Source organism: Pseudonocardia alaniniphila (assembly GCF_022524485.1).
GTDB lineage: Bacteria > Actinomycetota > Actinomycetes > Mycobacteriales > Pseudonocardiaceae > Pseudonocardia > Pseudonocardia alaniniphila.
The window spans coordinates 171,431-193,396 of record NZ_JAKXMK010000006.1 but is presented as its reverse complement, the minus strand read 5'-3'; the positions used below and the strand labels follow the sequence as shown (position 1 = coordinate 193,396).

At 70.6% G+C, this 21,966-nt stretch carries 23 protein-coding genes; 12 read left to right on the top strand and 11 right to left on the bottom strand.

All coding sequences use genetic code 11. From position 1 onward, the window contains the following. Window positions 1–69: 69 nt before the first annotated feature. The 8 genes from MMF94_RS07705 (at window position 70) to MMF94_RS07670 (ending at window position 8,510) form a co-directional block, all read left to right on the top strand. Window positions 70–1,482: an extracellular solute-binding protein gene (locus MMF94_RS07705; RefSeq protein WP_241035597.1), complete on the top strand. Its 1,413-nt coding sequence runs from the start codon at window positions 70–72 to the stop codon at window positions 1,480–1,482. Then, window positions 1,454–2,389 (top strand): carbohydrate ABC transporter permease, encoded by a 936-nt coding sequence (locus tag MMF94_RS07700; protein WP_241035596.1) that lies wholly within the window; start codon window positions 1,454–1,456, stop codon window positions 2,387–2,389. Before MMF94_RS07705 ends, MMF94_RS07700 begins: the two co-directional genes overlap by 29 nt. Beyond that, on the top strand, window positions 2,386–3,219 hold the full coding sequence (locus MMF94_RS07695; protein WP_241035595.1) for a carbohydrate ABC transporter permease: 834 nt from the start codon (window positions 2,386–2,388) through the stop codon (window positions 3,217–3,219). Before MMF94_RS07700 ends, MMF94_RS07695 begins: the two co-directional genes overlap by 4 nt. After that, on the top strand, window positions 3,219–4,349 hold the full coding sequence (locus MMF94_RS07690) for an ABC transporter ATP-binding protein (protein ID WP_241035594.1): 1,131 nt from the start codon (window positions 3,219–3,221) through the stop codon (window positions 4,347–4,349). The genes MMF94_RS07695 and MMF94_RS07690 overlap by 1 nt, the downstream gene beginning before the upstream one ends. 1 nt (window position 4,350) lies before the next feature. Beyond that, entirely contained in the window at window positions 4,351–5,553 is a 1,203-nt protein-coding gene (locus tag MMF94_RS07685; RefSeq protein ID WP_241035593.1) for a CehA/McbA family metallohydrolase, read from the top strand. A gap of 126 nt (window positions 5,554–5,679) precedes the next feature. After that, entirely contained in the window at window positions 5,680–6,591 is a 912-nt protein-coding gene (locus MMF94_RS07680; RefSeq protein ID WP_241035592.1) for a sulfotransferase domain-containing protein, read from the top strand. A 45-nt stretch (window positions 6,592–6,636) separates the two neighbouring features. After that, entirely contained in the window at window positions 6,637–7,587 is a 951-nt protein-coding gene (locus tag MMF94_RS07675; protein WP_241035591.1) for a sulfotransferase domain-containing protein, read from the top strand. Then, the gene (locus tag MMF94_RS07670; RefSeq protein WP_241035590.1) at window positions 7,584–8,510 is read left to right on the top strand and encodes a sulfotransferase domain-containing protein; all 927 of its coding nucleotides are present in this window, start codon (window positions 7,584–7,586) and stop codon (window positions 8,508–8,510) included. The genes MMF94_RS07675 and MMF94_RS07670 overlap by 4 nt, the downstream gene beginning before the upstream one ends. A 36-nt stretch (window positions 8,511–8,546) precedes the next feature. Here the strand turns inward: MMF94_RS07670 and cysC are convergent, their stop codons facing one another. From cysC to MMF94_RS43715, 3 genes are read right to left on the bottom strand one after another with little or no spacing between them, the layout of a single operon-like run. Further along, window positions 8,547–9,086 (bottom strand): adenylyl-sulfate kinase, encoded by a 540-nt coding sequence (gene cysC / locus MMF94_RS07665; RefSeq protein ID WP_277398672.1) that lies wholly within the window; start codon window positions 9,084–9,086, stop codon window positions 8,547–8,549. A gap of 55 nt (window positions 9,087–9,141) precedes the next feature. After that, a complete protein-coding gene (locus tag MMF94_RS07660; RefSeq protein WP_241035588.1) occupies window positions 9,142–9,378 on the bottom strand; it encodes a hypothetical protein in 237 nt (78 codons plus the stop codon). A gap of 34 nt (window positions 9,379–9,412) precedes the next feature. Then, window positions 9,413–9,682: an FAD-binding protein gene (locus MMF94_RS43715; RefSeq protein ID WP_379660326.1), complete on the bottom strand. Its 270-nt coding sequence runs from the start codon at window positions 9,680–9,682 to the stop codon at window positions 9,413–9,415. Between the two features lie 85 nt (window positions 9,683–9,767). Here MMF94_RS43715 and MMF94_RS07655 point away from each other — a divergent pair, with 85 nt between their 5' ends. Further along, window positions 9,768–9,911, top strand: coding sequence for a hypothetical protein (locus tag MMF94_RS07655; protein ID WP_241035587.1), 144 nt, complete (start codon window positions 9,768–9,770; stop codon window positions 9,909–9,911). A 95-nt stretch (window positions 9,912–10,006) separates the two neighbouring features. Here MMF94_RS07655 and MMF94_RS07650 read toward each other — a convergent pair whose 3' ends face one another. The 8 genes from MMF94_RS07650 to MMF94_RS07615 all read right to left on the bottom strand — a co-directional run bounded on the left by MMF94_RS07650 (window position 10,007) and on the right by MMF94_RS07615 (window position 18,863). Beyond that, a complete protein-coding gene (locus MMF94_RS07650; RefSeq protein WP_241035586.1) occupies window positions 10,007–10,834 on the bottom strand; it encodes a DUF1932 domain-containing protein in 828 nt (275 codons plus the stop codon). 43 nt (window positions 10,835–10,877) lie between these two features. Beyond that, a complete protein-coding gene (locus MMF94_RS07645; protein ID WP_241035585.1) occupies window positions 10,878–11,681 on the bottom strand; it encodes a metal-dependent hydrolase in 804 nt (267 codons plus the stop codon). An 89-nt stretch (window positions 11,682–11,770) separates the two neighbouring features. Beyond that, on the bottom strand, window positions 11,771–12,754 hold the full coding sequence (gene meaB, locus MMF94_RS07640) for a methylmalonyl Co-A mutase-associated GTPase MeaB (RefSeq protein WP_241035584.1): 984 nt from the start codon (window positions 12,752–12,754) through the stop codon (window positions 11,771–11,773). 35 nt (window positions 12,755–12,789) lie between these two features. Next, window positions 12,790–14,961, bottom strand: coding sequence for a methylmalonyl-CoA mutase (scpA, locus tag MMF94_RS07635; protein ID WP_241035583.1), 2,172 nt, complete (start codon window positions 14,959–14,961; stop codon window positions 12,790–12,792). Further along, window positions 14,958–16,922: a methylmalonyl-CoA mutase family protein gene (locus MMF94_RS07630; RefSeq protein WP_241035582.1), complete on the bottom strand. Its 1,965-nt coding sequence runs from the start codon at window positions 16,920–16,922 to the stop codon at window positions 14,958–14,960. The genes scpA and MMF94_RS07630 overlap by 4 nt, the downstream gene beginning before the upstream one ends. A gap of 165 nt (window positions 16,923–17,087) precedes the next feature. Further along, window positions 17,088–17,549, bottom strand: a complete 462-nt coding sequence (locus tag MMF94_RS07625; RefSeq protein WP_241035581.1) for a Rieske (2Fe-2S) protein — start codon at window positions 17,547–17,549, stop codon at window positions 17,088–17,090. A gap of 10 nt (window positions 17,550–17,559) precedes the next feature. Beyond that, window positions 17,560–18,156: a DUF6529 family protein gene (locus MMF94_RS07620; RefSeq protein WP_241035580.1), complete on the bottom strand. Its 597-nt coding sequence runs from the start codon at window positions 18,154–18,156 to the stop codon at window positions 17,560–17,562. Continuing rightward, a complete protein-coding gene (locus MMF94_RS07615; protein ID WP_241035579.1) occupies window positions 18,153–18,863 on the bottom strand; it encodes a hypothetical protein in 711 nt (236 codons plus the stop codon). The genes MMF94_RS07620 and MMF94_RS07615 overlap by 4 nt, the downstream gene beginning before the upstream one ends. Before the next feature lie 209 nt (window positions 18,864–19,072). On the opposite strand from MMF94_RS07615, the gene MMF94_RS07610 reads away from it, so the two are divergent. The 3 genes from MMF94_RS07610 (at window position 19,073) to MMF94_RS07600 (ending at window position 21,966) form a co-directional block, all read left to right on the top strand. After that, window positions 19,073–19,612: a sigma-70 family RNA polymerase sigma factor gene (locus MMF94_RS07610; RefSeq protein ID WP_241035578.1), complete on the top strand. Its 540-nt coding sequence runs from the start codon at window positions 19,073–19,075 to the stop codon at window positions 19,610–19,612. Beyond that, window positions 19,609–20,319: an anti-sigma factor family protein gene (locus tag MMF94_RS07605; RefSeq protein WP_241035577.1), complete on the top strand. Its 711-nt coding sequence runs from the start codon at window positions 19,609–19,611 to the stop codon at window positions 20,317–20,319. The genes MMF94_RS07610 and MMF94_RS07605 overlap by 4 nt, the downstream gene beginning before the upstream one ends. A 213-nt stretch (window positions 20,320–20,532) precedes the next feature. After that, on the top strand, window positions 20,533–21,966 hold the full coding sequence (locus tag MMF94_RS07600; protein WP_241035576.1) for a cytochrome ubiquinol oxidase subunit I: 1,434 nt from the start codon (window positions 20,533–20,535) through the stop codon (window positions 21,964–21,966).

Here is a 21,966-nt window from a genome sequence, read left to right as displayed (position 1 = left end):
CATCGACGACGAACATAAGTCATGACATAGTCCCGCTGATCATTGTCGTCACGTACGCACGAGGTGGGTATGCCAGGCAGGACAGCACGGATCGCGGTGGCGCTCTCGGCGGTGGCCGCGCTCGCGCTGGCGGGCTGCGCGGGCGGGGGAAGCTCCGACGCCGGCGACCCGCAGCGCAACGCGGACGCCAAGACCGTCACGCTGACGATCGCGGCCAACGTCGCCCAGGGCGGGAAGAACGCCCAGGAGGCGGACTGGATCGTCAACTACATCATCCCGGAGTTCACCAAGCGGATGGCCGACCAGGGCGTGCAGGCCACGGTCACGCTCCAGCCCTCCGGTGTCGACGACGAGCAGTTCAAGACCAAGCTCTCGCTCGACATGCGCAGCGGCGGCGGAGCGGACGTCGTCGCCCTCGACGGCATCTGGGTGGGTGAGTTCGCACAGGCCGGCTACATCCAGCCGCTCGACGAGGCCGTGGGCCCGGCCGCGGAGTCGTGGGACGGCTGGGCACAGATCCCCGACACCGTCGAACAGCTCGCGTCGTTCAACGGCAAGCGCTACGGCATCCCGTACGGCACCGACGGCCGCGTGCTCTTCTACAACAAGGAGCTCTTCGCCCGCGCGGGTCTGCCGGCCGACTGGCAGCCCACCAGCTGGCAGGAGGTCATCGACGCCGCCACGCGCCTCAAGCAGCTACCCGGTGTCGACCCGATCCAGCTCAACGCGGGCACCGCGATGGGTGAGGCCACCACGATGCAAGGGGTGCTCCCCCTGCTCGCCGGCACCGGCGCGCACCTCAACACCGACGGCAAGTGGATGGGCGACTCGCAGCAACTGCGCGACGTGCTCGGTCTCTACCAGAAGATCTACGGCGGCGGCCTCGGCGACCCGCAGCTGCAGCAGGAGGCGAAGGGCCGGGACAAGTCGTTCCAGGAGTTCGCGGCAGGCCGCGTCGGCATCCTGCTGGAGAGCGACTACTTCTGGCGCTCGGTCGTCGCGCCGAAGGACGGCATCGCCCCGATGGCGAACCGCGACCAGGTCGTCGGCTACGCGAAGATCCCGGCCGAGCAGCCCGGCAAGGGCCTGTCGGGTCAGGACTTCGTGAGCATGTCCGGCGGGTCGATGCGCGCGATCAACCCGGCCACGAAGTACCCGCAGCAGGCCTGGCAGCTGCTGGCGTTCATGAACTCCGCCGAGGCCGTGCGCGCCCAGCTGGGCGACACCGCCCGCATCACCCAGCGCGACGACGTCAACGCCGACGTCCTCGGCCGCGACCCGATGCTCAGCTTCGTCGCCGAGCAGGTGCTTCCGCTCACCGCGTACCGCCCGGGACTGGCGGAGTACCCGCAGGTCTCCCAGGCGCTGCAGGAGGCGACGGCGGCCGTGGTCTCGGGCACCGCACCGGACCAGGCGGCACAGCAGTACCGGACGGCTCTGGAGGGTGCGCTCGGTGGCGCTGACAACATCACCACCGGCTGACACAGGCGCCGGCAGGGGGGCCGCCCCCACCGTCGCGACGGACGCCGCAGGCCTCGGACGGTTCCGGGCCTCGGCGTTCGTCGTGCCGGCGCTGGCCCTGATCGGCGTCTTCCTCGTCTACCCCGCCCTGTGGACGCTCTACCTGGGGCTCACGAACTACCGGCTCACCGGCATCGCCGCGGCGCGGCCCCAGGTCGTCGGGCTCGACAACTACACCCACGCGCTCTCCGACCCCGAGTTCCTGAACTCGCTCTGGCTGACGCTGCTGTACGTGCTGGGCTCGGCCGTGATCGGCCAGTCGGTGCTCGGGTTCGTCCTCGCCTGGACGATGCGCACCGTTCCGCGGGTGGTACGCACCATCGTCGAGTCGCTGGTGATGCTGGCCTGGATCCTGCCCGGCTCGGTCGTCGCCTTCCTCTGGATCGCGCTGCTGGACCGCGACTCGGGCACGCTCAACGCGCTGCTCGGCACGCCGGGGATGGCCTGGCTGCTCGAGTACCCGATGCTCTCGATCATCGTGTTCAACACCTGGCGGGGCACGGCGTTCTCGATGCTGCTCTTCAGCGCCGCGCTGAACGCGGTTCCGCCCTCGCAGCTGGAGACCGCGCGCATGGCCGGGGCATCGGGGTGGCAGCAGCTGCGCGACGTGGTGTTCCCCCACATCCGGGGGCACGTACTCACCAACCTGCTGCTGATCAGCCTCTGGACGTTCAACGACTTCGGCCCGTACCTGATCACGGCCGGTGGGCCGAACGACCGCTCCGAGATCCTTCCGGTCTTCGTCTACCAGACGGCGATCTTCGACGGGCAGCTCGGGTTCGGCAGCGCGATCTCGCTGATCATGCTGCTGATCAACCTCGTCATCGCCGTGATCTACCTACGTCTGCTCCGGGAGCGGCGCACGTGAACCCCGTACTCACACCGCGCGCGCTCGTCGGGCGCGTGGCGTTCTACGTGCTCATTGCGCTGATCACGGCGTTCATGGCGGTCCCCGTCCTGTGGCTGCTGTTCGCGCCCTTCGACCGCACGCCGACGCTCAGCGCGTCACTGCCGCAGTGGACCTGGGACAACTTCACGGGCCTCATGGAGAACCCCTACGCGCTGATCTCGCTGGGCAACTCCGTGCTGCTCGCACTGGGGAGCATGGTGCTCGTCACCGTGTTCGGTGCACTGGCCGCCTACGCCCTGTCCCGCGTGCACGTCCCGGGCCGCGACGCGCTGCTCTACGTCCTGCTGCTGCTCTCGTCGATCGTCACCGGCACGGCGGCGATGGTGCCGATCTTCCTGCTGATGTTCGAGCTGGACCTCATCGACTCCCAGTTGGGCGTCGTGCTCGTGCTCAGCGGCGGGCTGCTCCCCGCGGCGATCTTCATACTCAAGGACTTCATGGACGCCACACCGCGCTCCTACGAGGAGTCGGCACGGGTGTTCGGTGCGGGACCGTTGCAGATCCTTCGTGACGTGGTGCTGCCGGTGGTGCGGCCGGGCATCGCGACGATCGCCGTCTGGACGATCGTGAACGTGTGGGGCAACTTCCTCACCCCGTTCATCCTGCTGCGCAGCCCCGAGAAGTCGCCCGCTGCCGTGGTGCTCTACACCTTCTACACCGAGGGCGGTCAGGCAGACCTGGGCCTGATCTCGGCGTTCTCGTTGCTCTACTCGATCCCCGTCGTCGCGATGTACGTGTTCGTCAACCGGCGCTACGGGTTCCGATTCCACGGAGGGATCAAGCGCTGATGGCCGACATCGAGCTGCGCCGGCTGGTCAAGGAGTACCCGAACGGGGTGCGTGCCGTCGACGGCCTCGACCTCACGATCGCCGACGGCGAGTTCTTCGCGCTGCTGGGCCCGTCCGGGTGCGGGAAGACCACGTTGCTGCGGTCGATCGCCGGCCTCGAGACCGTCACGAGTGGGAGCATCGAGATCGGCGGCCGCGACGTCACCCGGCTCACGCCGGGCGCGCGCGACATCGCGATGGTCTTCCAGGACTACGCGCTCTTCCCGCACATGACGGTGCGCGACAACATCGCCTACCCGCTGCGGATCAAGAAGGTGGGCAAGCCGGAGCGCCACGCCAGGGCCGACGAGACGGCACAGGGGCTCAGCCTGGGCCACCTGCTCGACCGGCGGCCCGGCCAGCTCTCGGGCGGACAGCAGCAGCGCGCGGCGCTGGCCCGGGCCGTGGTCTCCCACCCGCAGGTGTTCCTGTTCGACGAGCCCCTATCCAACTTGGACGCGCGGCTACGTCTCGAGGCCCGCACGTTCCTCAAGCGGCTCCAGCGCGACCTCGGGGTCACCACCGTGTTCGTCACCCACGACCAGGCCGAGGCGCTCGCGATGAGCGATCGCATGGCCGTCATGGACGCGGGGCGGATCCGTCAGGTCGGTACCCCGCGCGAGGTGTTCCAGCGTCCCACCAGCACCTTCGTCGCGAGCTTCATCGGGTCGACCCCGATGAACCTCCTCGACGCCACCGTCGACCGCGACACCCTGCGGGTCGCGGGCGCCACGCTGCCGCTGCCCGCGGAGGCACGCCCGCACGTCAGCGACGGCGAGCGGCTCGTCTTCGCCGCCCGGCCCGAGTACATGGGCCTGCGCACCGAACCCGAGCCTGCCGGGCTCGCCGGGGTGGTCGCGATCGTCGAGAACATGGGCGTGGGGTCGCTGGTCTCGCTCGAGATCGCCGGCGCCCAGGGCCCGAGCATCGTCCAGGTGACCGTGTCCGAGGGGGAGGAACCGGAGATCGGCTCTCGCGGCTGGGCGGTCGCGGTGCCCGAGCGCGTGCTCCTCTACCGGCACGACGACGGCGAGCTCGTGGGAAGCGAGAGGACCGCGGACGACGCGGCGCTCGCCGCCGCCGGGGCCTGACATGGCGCAGGTCGTGCACCGCGGCCGGTGGACGCTGGAGGACCGCGCCGACGGCTTCTACCGGGAGCTCCCCGTCGAGGTGCCCGACGGCGCGGGCGCCCTCACCGTCCGGCTGGCGTTCGACCGGAGCGCGGGCGTACTCGACCTCGGCTGTTTCGGACCCGACGGCTTCCGCGGCTGGTCCGGGGGCGCCCGTGACTCGTTCACGATCACGCCCGGGTGGGCGACGCCCGGCTACCTGCCCGGCCCGCTCGAGGGCGGCATCTGGCACGTCTGCCTCGGGCTGCACCGGGTGCCGGCCGGCGGTCTGGAGTACGAGGTGGTGGCCGAGGCCGGGATCGGGGCGCCGCCCGCGCCGCCGAACGCCCCGCCCCCGCCGACCGTCCCGGCGCGCCCGCCGCGCCGGGACCTGCCCGCCGAGCCCGGCATGCGCTGGCTCGCCGGCGACCTGCACAGCCACACCGTGCACTCCGACGGCGCGCTGACCGTCGACGAACTCGCCAGCCTCGCCGCCGCGGGTGGACTGGACTTCGTCGCGGTGACCGACCACAACACCGTGAGCCACCATCCCGCGCTGGCCGCGGCGGGGCGGCGCGCAGGCGTCCTGCTGCTGCCCGGCCAGGAGGTCACGCGCGACACTGGACACGCCAACGCCTTCGGTGACATCGGATGGATCGACTTCCGCCGACCCGCCGCGGACTGGCTGACCGAGACCGAACGCCGGGGCGGCCTCCTGTCGGTCAACCACCCGCTGGCGAACGACTGCGCGTGGCGCCACCCCATGCCACGCCGGCCCCGCTTCGCGGAGATCTGGCACTGGACCTGGCAGGACCGGCGCTGGGGCGGGCCGCTGGCCTGGTGGCTCGCCTGGGACCCGGACGTGATCCCGCTCGGCGGCAGCGACTTCCATTCCCCCGCACAGGGCCGCCCCCTGGGGGCACCCACAACGTGGGTGCAGTGCCCAGGCGACGACGTGCTGGCAGGGATCTCCGCGGGCCGGATCGCGATCAGCTCGGGTCGCGATGCCCCGCTCGTGCTCCGCGTCGGCGACGAGATCGTGGTGCACGGGGGCGACGGGACATACCTCGTCAATCCCGACGGTGGTCGCCGAGTGGTATTCGGCGACCGTAGGTCTTTCCGGGCAAATCCGGGCCCGTATCGGCTGGAATCCTCCGATAATTCCGTCATCGCGCTGGTCGCGTAGGTACCGCTGGTCACCCACGGCGGGTAGCCCGGACGTCGTACGATCGCTACGGGCCGCCCGCGGACAAGGCCGTCTCCCCGCGGTTCAGCGTTTACCGCAAGCTGATGTGCGGAAAGGGACGGCTCTATGGAGCGATACCGGATGGTCGGTTTCGACAGCGCACGCTGGGACGGCTTCGCGTTCCGCGACGGCGACATCGTGATCAGCGCCCCGGCGAAGTGCGGCACCACCTGGATGCAGATGATCTGTGCCCTGCTGGTGTTCGGAACACCGGACTTCGAGGGCGATCTGGCCGCGCTCTCGCCGTGGCTCGACTGGTCCTTGGAGCCGCGTGAGTCGGTGCTGGCCACCCTGGGAGCTCAGCGGCACCGCAGGTTCATCAAGACGCACACGCCGCTGGACGGGCTGCCGTTCGACCCCCGGGTGACGTATGTGTGCGTCGGCCGCGACCCGCGCGATGTCGGCATCTCATTGGGAAACCACAGGGCGAACATCGACCCGGAGGCGGTCGCGCGGGCACGTGAGGCGGCCGGCCTCGCGCACGTGTCCCCCGCCGGCGCGGCTTTGAGCGAGGAGACATCCGAGCGCGACCGGTTCCGGCATTGGATGCTGGACGACACGCCGGTGACGAGCAGCCATTACACCCTGCGCTTCACGATGCATCACCTGACCACGTTCTGGCAGGCGCGCGAGTCGGCCACCGTGGTCATGGTGCATTACGACGATCTCAAGGCCGATCTGCTCGGCGAGATGCGCCGCCTCGCCGTACGGCTCGATATCACCGTGCCCGAGTCGGCGTGGCCACTGCTGGCGCGTGCGGCGACGTTCGAGGACATGCGCAAGCAGGCTCCCCGACTCGTCCCCAATGTCAGCAAGGCCGTCTGGCGTGACAATGAGCGGTTCTTCAACCGCGGCGTGAGCGGGCAGTGGGTCGACGTGCTCGACGACACCGACCTGCGGGAGTACGCGGCGCGAGTCACCGAATTCACCGCGCCCGACCTGCTGGAATGGGCCCACAGGGAACCGATCACGCAATAGTGACCGACGTGTACTGCAGATCGACGTAGGGAAAGGGATGGCCCTGTGGTGCGATACCGGTCGGTGTTCCAGGACAGCGCGCGCTGGGACGATTTCGCGTTCCGTGACGGCGACATCGTGATCAGCACCCCGCCGAAGAGCGGCACCACCTGGATGCAGATGATCTGCGCCCTGTTGGTGTTCGGAGCACCGGATGTGGACCGAGAACTCGACGCGCTGTCGCCGTGGATGGATGGGCTGACGCAGTCGCACGATTCGGTGCTGGCAGCCCTGGAGGCTCAGCAGCACCGCCGGTTCATCAAAACGCACGTCCCGCTGGACGGGTTGCCATTCGACGCCCGGGCTACTTATGTGTGTGTCGGGCGCGACCCGCGAGATGTCGGCATCTCGCATCGGAGCCACAGCGCGAACATGAATGTGGAAGCCTTCCTCAAAGCACGCGAGTCAGCGGTCGGGCCCGCCGACGTGGGCGCGTTCCCCAGCCGTGCGCATACCGCGCAGGAGCTCTCCGAACGGGACTATTTCCGGCGCTGGATGCTGGACGACCGGCCGGTCACGGAAAGCGACGCCACCTTGATCTACACGATGCACCACCTCGGCACGTTCTGGGGCGCGCGGAACTCGGCGAACGTCGTGATGGTGCATTACGACGATCTCAAGGCCGATCTGCTCGGCGAGATGCGCCGCCTCGCACAGCGACTCGGCATCACCATGCCGGAGTCGGCGTGGCCGTCCCTGGTGCGCGCAGCGACGTTCGACAACATGCGCAAACAGGCCGCCCGGCTCGTCCCCGAAGCCGGCAGGGCGATCTGGCGGGACAGGGAGAGATTCTTCAACCGCGGTGTGAGCAGGCAGTGGGTCGGCGTGCTGGACGACGCCGACCTGCGGGAATACGCGGCGCGCGTCTCCGAACTCGCCGCACCGGACCTACTGGGATGGGTCCACCGCACGCCGATCACAACACCCTCGGGAGCGGCTCGGAAGGAAGCGGGATGACGGTGCGATACCGGATGCTGGCCCAGGACAACGCGCGCTGGGACGGCTTCACGTTCCGCGACGGCGACATCGTGATCAGCACCCCGGCGAAGAGCGGCACCACCTGGACTCAGATGATCTGCGCTCTCCTGGTGTTCGGAACGCCGGACTTCGACGGGGACCTGGACGCGCTCTCGCCATGGCTGGACGCGCTGACGCAGTCGCACGATTCGGTGCTGGCAGCCCTGGAGGCTCAGCGACATCGCAGGTTCATCAAAACGCACACGCCGCTGGACGGGTTGCCGTTCGACCCGCGGGTGACCTATGTGTGCGTCGGCCGCGACCCGCGCGATGTCGGCATCTCGTCGCGGAACCACCTGGCGAACGTGAATGCGGAAGCGTTCCTGCGCGCACGCGAATCAGCGGTCGGGCCCGCCGACGTGAGCGAGATTCCCACCCAGACGCAAACGGCGCGGGAGCTCTCCGCACGCGACCACTTCCGGCAGTGGATGCTGGACGACACCCCCGTCACGGAGCACCTCTTCAGCTTGCGCTTCACGCTGCACCACCTGAGCACGTTCTGGGAGGTACGGAACTCGGCCAACGTGGTGCTCATGCACTACGACGATCTCAAGGCCGATCTGCTCGCCGAGATGCGCCGCCTCGCACAGCGACTCGACATCACCCTGCCGGAGTCGGTGTGGCCGTCACTGGCGAACGCGGGGACCTTCGAGAACATGCGGCGCAACGCCCGTCTCGTCCCGGAGTCCCGACTGGGCATCTGGCGGGACAATCAGCGGTTCTTCAACCGTGGGGTGAGCAGGCAATGGGTAGACGTGCTGGATGACACCGACCTGCAGGACTATGCGGCGCGCGTCACCGAACTCGCCGCGCCCGACCTGCTGGGCTGGGTGCACCGCGAGCCGGTCACGACACCCTCGTGACCGGCTCACGAGATGCGGACATGCCCGTCCTCGCGTTCAGGTCGGCAGCAGGGCTCGCACGCTTCGGATCGACTCGCCGACCGTCTGGACGTGCGTCGGAATGGTCAACTCCGGTCCGGCGGGCGGCTCGTACGGGTCGTCCACGCCGGTCAGGCCGGTCAACCGGCCCGCACGCTGCAGCGCATAGAGCCCCTTGACGTCGCGATCGGCGCACACGTCGGCAGGGGCCGCGACATATACCTCGAAGAATTTCACGCCCGACTCGGCGTGTGCGGCACGGACTTTGTCCCGCGCCTGCGCATAAGGCGCTATCACCGGGACGAGGACGATGACGCCATTGCGCGCGAGGAGCATGGCGATATGACCGATCCGCCGAACGTTCTCCTCCCGGTCGGCACGGCTGAAACCGAGATCCGGGGTGAGGTTGCGCCGGATCTCGTCGCCGTCGAGCACCTCGACCCGCAATCCCTCGTCGCGAAGCTGCGCCGCGAGTCCCGCGGCAATCGTCGACTTGCCTGAACTGGGCAAACCGGTGAACCACACGGTAATACCGAGGCCACATTCTGATCCCGTCATGTCGATCCAATCTAATACCGTAGTGACGGTTGATCTGGTGGCACGCAGCTCACAACTAGTGGTTGACGACGATCCCGCCGCCGGAACGACTGATAGGTGTGCTCATGCGATGCCGTACTTTCCGGGCGCGATGATTCCCTTCGGGTCGAGTGCCGACTTGATGCCCGACGTCAGGCTCCGGAAACTCGGGCAGCCGCCGCATCGCCCATTCCTGCCGGTCGGTCGGCGTCCGCCCGATCGGACAGCCCAGCGCGTCGTAGGCGGCAACGAGCGCCTCGTAGGCGGCGTCCACCCTCGAGGCCTCGTCGGGGTCTCCCGGTTGAAGATCACGACATGCAGGGCACGGGCAGCGCGTGGACCGCAGACGAACTCCGCCGCGTAGTCGAGCCCGTGCTCGGCGAGGATCCGCCGGGAGGTCTCGTGTCGCCACGGCGAGCGAGCTCGGCACGAAGCTCCCAGAAGGTCACTCCCGGCTCGATCAGCGCATATCCCAGCCGCTCGTCGACCTCGAGGATCCGGTTCATCCGACGGCCGAGGTGGAGCACGACCTGACCGTCACGAACCGGCCGACAACAACCCCGCCGGTTCGCAAGCACCTTAAGCCCGCTGGTCGGAACACCTTCGAGTGAGATTCTCGGGACGATTGGATCTCATGAGCCACAACAGTCCAAGCTGTCCCACATGCACCGCACGTCACAGAAAACCACGGCCGCCGTCGGCGGCGCGGTGGCACCTGTCGTGCCGGGCAACCGCGGTTGGAAATCGGTGACCAACCGGGGCTGGAGCCAGGACCCGCGAGACACCGCGGACCTGGTGGACCACTAGCCCACGAGACCGGGGCGACACCCCGCCCCGTCGACCGCCGCCGCCCTACCCTCCCCCCGGTGCGGCGGCGGTCGTTCGGTCCTTCGCGATCCGCCTCAGGAATCCGCCGGGTGGTCCTGCGCCATCCGCCGGTACATCTCGGCGGCAGCCCGGGAGAACCCGTCGGGTACGCCCACACCGGCCACCGTGTCGGCGGCCTCCTCCATCTCCCCCACCCAGCGCCAGGCCTTCGGGCCAGCCTGTGCACTCAGCTTGTCCAGGACACCGGCGAGGTCCACCCCGTCGCGGGCCAGCAGATCACCCAGCGCATCCTGCACGCCGTAGCCGCGCGCGGCCTCGGCCACCGCGAGCCAGACAGCGGGCATCGCCTTGCTCTGCATCGCGTAGCAGGCCTTGAGCGCGCTCGCCGAGCCCAGGTCGGGGCCGAGCACGCGGGCCTCGAACGGCGAACCGGCGAACAGCTGCGCCACCGTGGCGGCGTGCGTGCCGGAGAGCAACAGCACGGTGTGCCCGGCCTCCCATGCCGGCGGCCCGATGACAGCCCCGTCCACGACGTTCTCGGCGCCCAGGACCGTGCCGATCCGCCGCACGGTGTCCGGGGAGACGGCATTCGCGTCGACGTAGATCGGCCGGTCCGAGCGGTCGGCCAGCGCCGCGGCCACCTGCTCGGCCACGTCGACGGCGGCGTGCGGCGGGCAGATCGAGACGATCACGTGCGAGCGGGCCGCCATCGCGGCGACGTCGGGTACGCCGACGAGATCGGCGAGCTCCGCGCGCTTCGACGTGGCGTTGCTGCGTCCGGCGGCCGCCCAGATCACGGCGCCGGCCACGGGCTTGAGGGCTGCTCCGAGGGCCGCACCCATGGCGCCGGGGTGCAGCACGCCGATCACCGGGCGGGGCGGGAGGCCTGCATGTTCGTCCACGCGACCATCATCGCCCCTCACGCAACGGGCACGGCGGAGGCCGTCAGGCACCGGCGAACAGCCGCACCACTTCGGCCTGCAGGTCCAGCAGCATCGGGCGCACGCCGGGCACGACGAGCCCGGCCAGCACGAACGTCGCCACGGTGAGGGCAGGCGCGACAACCCAGGTCTCGACCCGCCCGCCGGTGCGGAAACGCAGCGGGCGCGGGCTCCCGACCGGATACCAGCTGCGCTTGCGGATCCGGATGGGCCACAGCAGCGGGGCGCCGGACTCGGTGATCGCGTCGCCGACCGAATGGACCACCATGCCCAGCGCCACGGCCGAGCCGAGCCAGCCGGCCGTGCCCGCCGTGCCGCCCGGCACGAACTCCTCCACCGCGTAGGTCAGGAAACCCGCGATCACCAGCGACGGTGGGCCAGGCACCAGCGCGTCGAGCCCTTTGATCGCCAGGGCTATGCAGACGAAGAGCGTTCCGACCAGCACCGGAGTGCCCCAGCGGCCCGACGCGAAGTTGACGGCGAGGCCGATCAGCACGGCCGCCGCCACGGTGTGGGTGAGCCCGCGGTGCGTGCCCTTGCCGGTGTCCCGGCGTCCCTTGGTCAGGTCGTAGACGAAGCCCGACAGCGGACGGACCAGGTAGCAGGCCAACCACGACGCCACGGAGAACCGCCGGGTCGCCATCGACGACGGATGGTCCAGGTCGGGCAGCAACGCGGCGCCCGCGCACACAGCGGCGAAGGTCAGCACCGTCCCCGCACTCGGTTCGACGCCCACCCACCGTGGTGCGAATCCTGCGACTGCGAGCCCGAGGGCTGCACCGGACGTTGCGTGACTTACCCCGAGCACCCGGACAACGTAATCGATCTTGGGCGAACAAATGTGCGAGGCGCGCCGGACCCGCCAAGCCCTGCTGGTCGGCCGCGGCGGCCCGTTGCTCAGAGACCCAGGCGCTTCAGGATCTCCTGCGCACCGAGGGTGGGGGTGAGCTCCCCGCCGCGCACGTCGCGTTCGAGCTGGGGGATCGCCTCGCGCACGGTGCGGTCGGACTGCAGCCGGTCCATCAGCTGGTCGCGGACCATCGCCCACATCCACTGAACCTGCTGGTCGGCGCGGCGGCCGGCCAGCTCGCCCGCCTCCTCCAGCGCGGCGCGGTGGGCCTCGACGGCGGCCCAGACCTCCGCCATGGCGGCGCCACTCTGGGCGCTGCAGGCCAGCACCCGGGGACGCCACACGGCATTCGGGGGCGTCACGAGCCGCAGGGCGCCGGCGAGCTCGCTCGCCGCACGTGTGGCGTCCTTCTCGTGCGGGCCGTCGGCCTTGTTGACCGCGATCACGTCGGCCAGCTCGAGGATGCCCTTCTTGATCCCCTGCAGCGAGTCGCCGGTGCGGGCGATCGTGAGCAGCAGGAACGTGTCGACCATTCCGGCCACGGCCACCTCGGACTGGCCGACGCCGACCGTCTCCACGAGCACCACGTCGTATCCGGCCGCCTCCACCAGCACGATCGACTCGCGGGTGGCGCGCGCCACCCCACCGAGCGTGCCGGCGCTCGGGGAGGGGCGGATGAACGCATTCTCGTCGACGGCCAGGGCGGCCATCCTCGTCTTGTCACCCAGGATCGAGCCCTTGGTCCGGGTGGAGGACGGGTCGACGGCGAGCACAGCGACGCGGTGCCCCGCGCCGGTGAGCCGCGTGCCGAGCCGCTCGATGAACGTCGACTTCCCGACGCCGGGCAGGCCGCTGATCCCGACCCGCCGCGACGTGACGGCTTCCGGCGCCAGCTCCATCAACAGCTGCTGCGCCGCCTGCCGGTGGTCGGTGCGGTTCGACTCGACGAGGGTGATGGCACGGGCCAGCACCGCGCGTGAGCCGCCGAGCACCCCCTTGACGAGGGCCGGCACATCGATCTCGCGGGCCACGGCCCTCCTCCCGAGCTCGCCGCATCGGCGGTGGCTCACGCCCTGTGCTGGGCCGCCAGCTTCTGCAGCAGGTCCACGGCGGCCTCGGCGATCACGGTGCCCGGGCCGAACACCGCCGCAGCGCCCGCATCGTGCAGGGCCGGGTAGTCCCCGGGCGGGATCACGCCGCCCACCACGACCATGATGTCGGCGCGGTCCAGCTTCGCGAGCTCCTCCCGCAGCTCCGGGACCAGCGTGAGGTGCCCCGCGGCGAGCGAGTTGACCCCGACGACGTGCACGTCGGCCTCCACCGCCTGCCGGGCCACCTCACCCGGGGTCTGGAACAGCGGGCCGACGTCGACGTCGAAGCCGAGGTCGGCGAACGCGGTGGCGATCACCTTCTGGCCGCGGTCGTGCCCGTCCTGGCCCATCTTCGCGACGAGGATGCGCGGCTGGCGCCCCTCCTCCGCCGCGAACTCGTCCACCAGCTCGCGCGCCCGGTCGATCGCCGGGCTCGACCCGGCCTCCTCGGAGTACACACCGGAGATGATGCGCACCTGACCGGCGTGGCGCCCGAACACCTTCTCCAGCGCGTCGGAGATCTCCCCCACGGTGGCCTTCGCGCGCGCCGCGCTCACCGCCAGGGCCAGCAGGTTCTGTTCGTCGCTGCGCGCCGCGCCCTCCGCGATCTGCGCGGCCGCGCTCGTCAGCGCCTGCAGCGCCGCGTCGACCTCGCGCGAGTCGCGCTCCTCGCGCAGCCGCCGCAGCTTCTCCAGCTGCTCGCGACGCACCCCGGCGTTGTCGACCCTCAGGACCTCGACGTCCTCGTCCTCGGCGACCACGTACTTGTTCACGCCGATCACCGGCTGGCGACCCGAGTCGATCCGCGCCTGCGTGCGGGCCGCGGCCTCCTCCACGCGCAGCTTCGGGATGCCGGCGTCGATGGCCTGCGCCATCCCGCCTGCCTTCTCCACCTCCTGGATGTGCGCCCAGGCGCGGCGGGCGAGGTCGTAGGTGAGCCGCTCGACGTAGTAGCTGCCGCCCCACGGGTCGATCACCCTCGTGGTGCCGGACTCCTGCTGCAACAGCAGTTGCGTGTTGCGCGCGATGCGCGCGGAGAAGTCGGTGGGCAGCGCGAGCGCCTCGTCCAGCGCGTTGGTGTGCAGGCTCTGCGTGTGGCCCTGGGTCGCCGCCATCGCCTCGACGCAGGTGCGGATCACGTTGTTGTAGACGTCCTGCGCCGTCAGCGACCAGCCGGAGGTCTGGGAGTGGGTGCGCAGCGACAGCGACTTCTCGTTCTGCGGGGAGAACTGCTTCACGAGCTTCGCCCACAACAGGCGCGCCGCCCGCAGCTTCGCGACCTCCATGAAGAAGTTCATCCCGATGGCCCAGAAGAACGACAGGCGCGGCGCGAACCGGTCGATGGAAAGGCCCGCGTCGAGCCCGGCCCGCAGGTACTCCACGCCGTCGGCGAGGGTGTAGGCGAGCTCGAGGTCGTTGGTGGCTCCCGCCTCCTGGATGTGGTAGCCGGAGATGGAGATCGAGTTGAACCGCGGCATCTCCCGTGAGGTGAACGAGAAGATGTCCGAGATGATCTGCATCGAGGGCTGCGGCGGGTAGATGTAGGTGTTGCGGACCATGAACTCTTTAAGGATGTCGTTCTGGATGGTCCCGGTGAGCTTGTCGTGGGGGACGCCCTGCTCCTCCGCGGCCACGATGTAGAGCGCGAGCACGGGCAGCACGGCACCGTTCATCGTCATCGACACCGACATCTCGCCGAGCGGGATGCCCTCGAAGAGCCGCCGCATGTCGTAGATCGAGTCGATCGCGACGCCCGCCATGCCCACGTCACCCGCCACGCGCGGGTGGTCGGAGTCGTAGCCGCGGTGGGTGGCCAGATCGAACGCGATCGACAGCCCCTTCTGCCCGGCGGCGAGGTTGCGCCGGTAGAACGCGTTGGACTCCGTGGCCGTGGAGAACCCGGCGTACTGGCGGATCGTCCATGGCTGGGTCGTGTACATCGTGGGGTACGGGCCGCGCAGGTACGGCGCGATGCCCGGGTACGTGCCGAGGAAGTCCACGTCGGCGAGATCAGCCGCCGTGTACAGCGGCTTCACCGCGATCCCCTCCGGGGAGTCCCAGGCCGGGACATCAGCGGGCCACTGCCCGGTCCCGCCCTCCACGCCGCTCTCCAGGGGGACCTGGGTGAAGTCGGGCAGGCTCGTCATCGCGCCCCCTCCTGTGCCGTCGCTCGTGGCGTCTGCGCGATCTCCTGGGCCGCGTATACCGACTCGATCACTGCCAGCGCATCGACGCCGGTGTAGAGCGTGTCGTCCACACCGGGGACGGCGACCGTGCCCGCGAGGAGCACGTAACGGGCGCCCGCGTCGCGCAGCGCCGCCACCGTCTCCTCACCCCGCTCGCGGTAGAGCGCGTCGGTGGAACACAGGACCGCCACCGGCGTGGCCGCCTCGGCGAACTCGGCGGCGACCTCGTCGGCCGTGGTGGTGGGCCCGGCCTCCGGCATCTCGATCCCACCCGCCTGCAGGAGGTTGCGGGCGAAGCCGGCCCGGGCGGTGTAAGCGGACAGCGGCCCGAGCGTGGCGAGAAACGCGCGCGGACGGGCCCCGGTGGCCGCGAGAAGGGCGTCGGACCGGTCCCGGTAGGCCTCGAACGGCTCGGCGAGCCGGAACCGCGGCAACCCGCCACCGGGGGCCTCGGGCACGGGGCGACGCTCCACCGGCTTCTCGGCGGGATCGGCGAACTCGCTCACCCCGGTGATGGCAGCCCGGCGCGTGGCCACGTCGGCCAGCCTGCGCCCACGGACCATCGCCACCTGCTCGGCCAGGAAGCCGGACCCGATCGCGGCGAGCGCACCGCCTGCGGCCTCGATGTCCTGGAAGAACGCCCATGCCGCGCGAGCCAGCTCCGCGGTGAGCGACTCGACGTACCAGGAGCCGCCGGCCGGGTCGATCACCCGGGCGAGGTGCGCCTCCTCCATGAGCAGCGACTGGGTGTTGCGCGCGATCCGCCGGGAGAACGGCTCGGAGGCCCCGAGGGCGGCATCGAACGGCGCGACGGTGACCGCGTCGGCACCACCGACCCCGGCGGCGAATCCCGCGAGAGTGCCACGCAGCAGGTTGCCGTAGGGGTCGCGCCGGGTGAGCATCGCCGGCGAGCCGACCGCGTGCTGGCGCTGCGGCTCCGGCGAGCCGCACACCTCGGTGACACGCGCCCAGAGCCGCCGGGCCGCTCGCAGCTTCGCGATCGTGGGGAACTGCTCGGCGGTGGCGGCGTAGCGGAACTCGAGCAACCGGCTCGCGGTGGCCAGGTCCAGACCGGCGAAGTCGCCCTCGCGACCCCCGCTGCCGGTGAGCACGCGCAGGTACTCCAGGCCCGCCGCGAGTGACCAGCCCAGCTCCTGCGCGTCGGACGCCCCTGCCCCGTGGACCGGCAGCGCGTTCACCACGACGGCCCGCACCTGCGGGAACTCCTCGGCGACGCGCCGGGCCAGCGGGATCACCTCGGCGATGTCCGGACCCTCGCCGGTACGCACCCGCCGTCCGACGGGGTCGAGACCGAGCGTGCCGAGCAGGTCGGCAGGCCGCACCGCGCGCTCAGCGGCGAGCTCGAGGAACGCTTCCGCGGCCTCCATCTCGGTGTCGGTGGGGGCGGCGGAGGCGTCGAGGACGACGGGCGCCAGGTCGAGAAGCACGTCGCCGAGCACGGAGGGCAGGTCGGCGACGGCAGTGGCTCCCGCGCCGACGGCCAGCCAGATCGACCGCACGCCGTTCTCCAGGTCCGCCAGCACGGCCTGCCGCGCGAGTGCGGGGTCGGGTTCGGCGTGCCGCTGCCGGACGTCCCATCCGTCCGGCGCCGATCCGGCGGCCCCGGCACCCCGCACGTATGGGGCCGCGCCGGGCACACCGACGTCGAGCCGTGGTGCGTCCTCGGCCGTGTAGAGCGGGCGTACGCGAAGACCGCCGGGACCGGTCCTGGTCAGCTTCTCGAACCCCGCGCCGGGCGGTGCGTCCTCGCCGATCCGCCCGGACCGGCGCACGACCTCGTCCACGAGCCGGAGCCAGTCGTCGCGGCGAGCGGGTGGGAAGTCCGCCGCGAGCGAGAGCTCCTCCGGTTCGGCCGGGGCGCCGGCGTCCAGTGCGTCGCTGCCGACCTTCGCCGTGTTCATCGCTTCGCCGTCTTCGCGCTGATCGTCGCCGTCCTCGACCTGCTCATCACTGCGACTCCTCGCCGCCCGCGGCGTCTGCGCCGTGTACGGGCCAGGTGTCGGAGTCTAGTGAACGGCGCCCGCCGAGGGCCTCTCGCGCGCAGCGTGACGTGCCGCACCGCGGGCTCACGCCAGGACGATCGAGTTGCCTTCCACCTGGATGTTCATCGCGGGCAGCGGCGACTGCGCAGGCCCGCGGACCACGGAGCCGTCGGTGACGGAGAACCGGCTGCCGTGGCACGGGCAGTTGATCGTGCCGTCGGACACCTGGGAGACGGTGCATCCCTCGTGGGTGCACGTCGAGGAGAACGCCTTGAACTCACCGGCCGTCGGCTGGGTGACGACAACCTGCCGCTCCGCGAAGATCGTGCCACCGCCGACCGGGACGTCGGTGGTGCTGGTGAGCGCGCCGCCGCCACCGGACGACGCCCCACCTGGGGCACCGGTGGGAGCGGGCGCCGGGGCCGGGGCGGCCGAACCGCCGGAGCCGTAGCTGCTGCAGGCGCTCAGCGCCGCGGCACAGACGCCGCAGGCGCCGACCATGACAGCCCGCCGCGGAAGGGCCGGGGTGGGGAGCTTGGCGTGCACGAGGAACTCCTCAGAAAGTCAGGCCCGATGTGGTGAAGAACCACACCGAGGAGGTCAGCCAGAGGGCGGTCATCGCCGTGAACACCATCCCGCCCAGCACTGGAAGGCTCCATGCCGGGGTGTGTGACCTCTGTAGCAACAACATCTTGGTGACGAAGGCGCCGTAGAAGAAGCACCCGAAGAGCGAGTGCAGGAGCGCGCGCAGGCTGCCGCCCTGGAACCCGAGCGCGTAGAGGCAGTGCACCGCAACCGGCACGGTCAACAGCACCGCCACCCGGCCCGACCAGCGGTGCAGCGCCGGTACCCAGTGCGGTGCGCGGACGCGCGGGAAGCGCCCGTACATCAGCATCGACGAGCCGAGCTGCACGAGGACCAGCAGGAACGCTGCGGTGCCGAGCCACGCCTTGACCGCGACGCCGCTGGAGAAGCCGGCGAGGTTGATGGCGAAGAACGTGGGCTCGTGCACCCGGCCGTACACCCCGAGCCCGACGGCGACGAGCGAGCCGATGGCCACCGGTAGGAGCACTCCCCCGTGGCGGGGACGCCTGCGCAACCTACGGCGGGGACGCCTGCGGACGGCCTGCGGGGACGGCATCGCCGCGGTCACCGGCGGATCACCGGGGAGCCGCCGTCGAGCGCGGTGACCTCGACGGGCACCCCGTCGATCGTGACACCGGCGGGGTTCGCGGGGTCGAGCACAGGGGCGGGCCGTCGCTCCCCCGCCGCGGACGCCACCCCGGTCACCTCTCCGTCACCGGTGACGACCCAGCCGACCCGCGTGGCCACGCCGCGCACGTCGGCCCGGCCCTCGTAGAGCCCCGCAGGCGCGTCGACACCCTCCGCCGTGTACGGCCACGCCTCCTCGCCGTTGGTCTTCACGGTGCCCGTCGACGACGTGCCGTCCGCGGTACCCGTGATCGTCGTGGAGCCGTCCTTGCTCTCGAGCGTGAGCTGGTCACCGCGCAGGCTTCCCTCGAGCCACGCCTCCATGGCCTTGCCGTCGCAGACGTAGGCGACGGCGCGGCCGTCCTTCACCGCGATCGCCACCGAGGCCTCTCGGCCCGCTGTCCACCCGGCGTAGGCCTTCTCGGCGACGGCCTCGTTCGCGGCGCCGGCGTTCTCGGCCGGGGCGGCGGCAGCCGGAGCGGGCACGGGCGTGAGACGAGCGAGGTCGACCACTGTGGACGGCTCTGCCGCGGACGCGGCTGCGGACTGCTGCGCCGCGTCTTGCTGGCTCAGCATGTTGGCGATGAGGAAACCGGCGCCGAGTGCGGCCACCGCGGCCAGCGTCAGCAGGGGCGCGTACCTCTTCATGTTCTCCCCGCGAGGTCGGGGCCCGGCCGGCTGCCGGACGTGCTCACTCAACACACGGCCAACGGGCAGGAAGGGTTCAATCGGATATTCTGCGAAATCGGAACACCAACCGCACTGAACCGCCGGACGCCCTGATACGTCCCATGTATAGGTGCTGTTCCCCGTTGGGGTTCCGCGCCCCGTCCGACGTCCCAGGGAGATCCGGGAGCATGCCCGATGCACGTCCTCGAACACCAGACGAGGCCCTGGTGCATGCCGTCTACCAGGACCACGGGCGAGCCCTGCTCGCCTACGCCACACGGCTCACCGGCGACCGCGGCGCCGCGGAGGATGTCGTGCAAGAGACGTTGATCCGCGTGTGGCGCCACCCGGACGCGCTGGCCAACGGCAGGGGCTCCACCCGGGGATGGCTGCTCACGGTGGCGCGCAACATCATCACCGACCGGATCCGGGCCAGAGCGTCCCGGCCCCAGGAAGTGCCCGAGGCGCCCGACGCTCCACCGGTGGAGCGCGATCACGCCGATCGCGTGGCCACGTCCGTCACCGTCCTGGCGGCCCTCGAAGAGTTGTCCGAGGACCACCGGGGCGTGCTCGACCAGATCTACTTCCAGGGGCGGAGCCTCGGCGAGGCCGCCTCTGCGCTCGGCATACCGCCGGGCACGGTCAAGTCACGGTCGTACTACGCGCTGCGCGCCCTGCGACAGCACTTGACGAGCCGTGATCCGGCTGGGGACGAGGTGCCGGCATGACGCACGCCTATCGATCGCATGACCCGGAGGAGCTGGGGGCCTACGTCTTCGGACTCCTCTCCCCGGAGCAGGCACACGACGTGGAGGAGCACCTCGCCGTGTGCCCGGAGTGCCACCGCGAGTGGGAGGAGCTACGCCAGATGACCGACCTGCTCGATGAGGTGCCCCCTGAGGTGTTCCTCGAGGGTCCTCCGGACGGGGATCTGGTACTGCAGCGAACCCTGCGGCAGATCCGCTCGGAGGTCAGCGCCAGACAGCGGCGCACCCGCCTGACCGTCGCGGCGGCTGCGGTCGTCGGTGTGGCCGTGGTACTCGGCGGTGGTGTCGCCGTCGGCCGGGCCGTGGCGCCCGAGCCCACCACCGTGGCCGCCGCGCCGGCGCCGGCGGACGAGGACGCCGTCGCGGGCACCCGGGTACTCACCGGCAGCGGCCCCGGCGGCGTGGAGATGACGGCGAAGATCATCCCGGCCGCGGGCTGGGTACGGGTCAGTGCCACGGTGCAGGGCGTCCCGGCCGGTGAGCGGTGCCAACTGGTCGTGGTGGGCCGTGACGGGAGCCGCGAGGTGGCCGGGAGCTGGCTCGTGCCGCAGTCGGGCTGGCGCCAAGGCATGACGCTCGACGGTTCGGCGATCGTCGCCCCGGACCAGGTGGCGGCCGTGGTGGTGCAGAACGAGGCGGGCCACCAGTTTGCCGAGCTGCACGCCTAGACACGGCACAGACACACGGCCGGGCGCCCGCGCGCTGATCACAGCGCGCGGACGCCCGGCCGTTCTCGTCCCGGCTGCACCGCGCATCACACCGGTGCGCAGACACCGTCCTCGGTCGACTTCGAGACCTCCGACACCCCGCTCGACCGCCAGCTTCTACGTCCTGTAGAAACTACTACATAACGTAGAAAATCGGTCGAGCGGAGGCTCTGCGTGGACGCCCTGGACCTGGCGCGCTGGCAGTTCGGGATCACGACGATCTACCACTTCTTGTTCGTCCCGCTGACGATCGGCCTGTCCGTGGTCGTCGCCGCGCTGCAGACGGCGTGGTACCGCACGGGCCGGACCGAGTACCTGCGGGCCACCAAGTTCTTCGGCAAGCTCTTCCTGATCAACTTCGCGATGGGCGTGGTCACCGGCATCGTGCAGGAGTTCCAGTTCGGCATGAACTGGAGCGCCTACTCGACCTTCGTCGGGGACGTCTTCGGGGCCCCGCTCGCACTGGAGGCGCTGATCGCGTTCTTCCTGGAGTCCACGTTCCTCGGGCTGTGGATCTTCGGCTGGGACCGGCTCTCCCGCCGCGTGCACCTCGCCACGATCTGGGCGGCCGCGCTCGGCTCCAACCTGTCCGCGTACTTCATCCTCGCCGCCAACGCCTGGATGCGGCACCCGGTCGGGTACACCGTCGACCCCGTCACGCGTCGGGCGCGGCTCACCGACATCGAGGCGGTGCTGACCAACCCACAAGCCTGGTCGACCTACCTGCACGTCGTCTCCGCGTCGTTCGTCGTGGCCGGCCTGTTCGTCGTGGCGGTCAGTGCCTACAAGCTCCTGCACCGCGACCGCGCACCACACCCGAGCGAGCCCGGGATGTTCCAGAAGGCGTTGCGCGCCGGGCTGGTCACGACCGTGCTGGCCGGGGCGGTGGTGATCTACTCCGGCGACCACCAGGCCAAGCTCACGGCCGAGTACGAGCCGATGAAGCTCGCTTCCGCCGAGGCGCTCTGGGACTCGGAGAACGCTGCGGGGTTCTCACTCTTCGCGGTGGGCGACCCGGCGATCGGCGAGGCCGGCACCGGGCAGAACGTCTTCGACATCCAGGTGCCCTACGTCCTGAGCTTCCTCGCCACGGGATCGCCGGCCGGTGAGGTGCAGGGCATCAACGACCTGCAGCAACGCTACGAGGCCCAGTACGGTCCCGGCGACTACGCGCCGAACATCCCGGTGATCTACTGGGCGTTCCGGCTGATGATGGGTCTGGGCCTGGCCGGTGTGGTCATCGGCGTGCTCGGGCTGTGGGTCACCCGGCGCGGCCACCTGCCCGAGCAGCGGTGGATGTACCGCGTGGCGATGGTCGGGCTGCCCGCGGCGATGGCCGGCAACATCTTCGGCTGGGTGCTCACGGAGATGGGACGCCAGCCCTGGACGGTGGTCGGCGAGCTCCTGACGGCCGCGAGCGTCTCCCCCGGCGTGAGCCTGGGCGAGGTGGCGTTCTCACTCTCCCTGTTCACCGCGATCTACGGGGCGCTCGCGGTGGTGGAGGCCCGGCTGCTCTGGCGCTACGTCAAGGCCGGCCCCGGCCACGTCATGCCCTACCCGGGCGACGGCGAGCGCGAGCCCGACGCCGTGCCGGCGTTCAGCTACTAG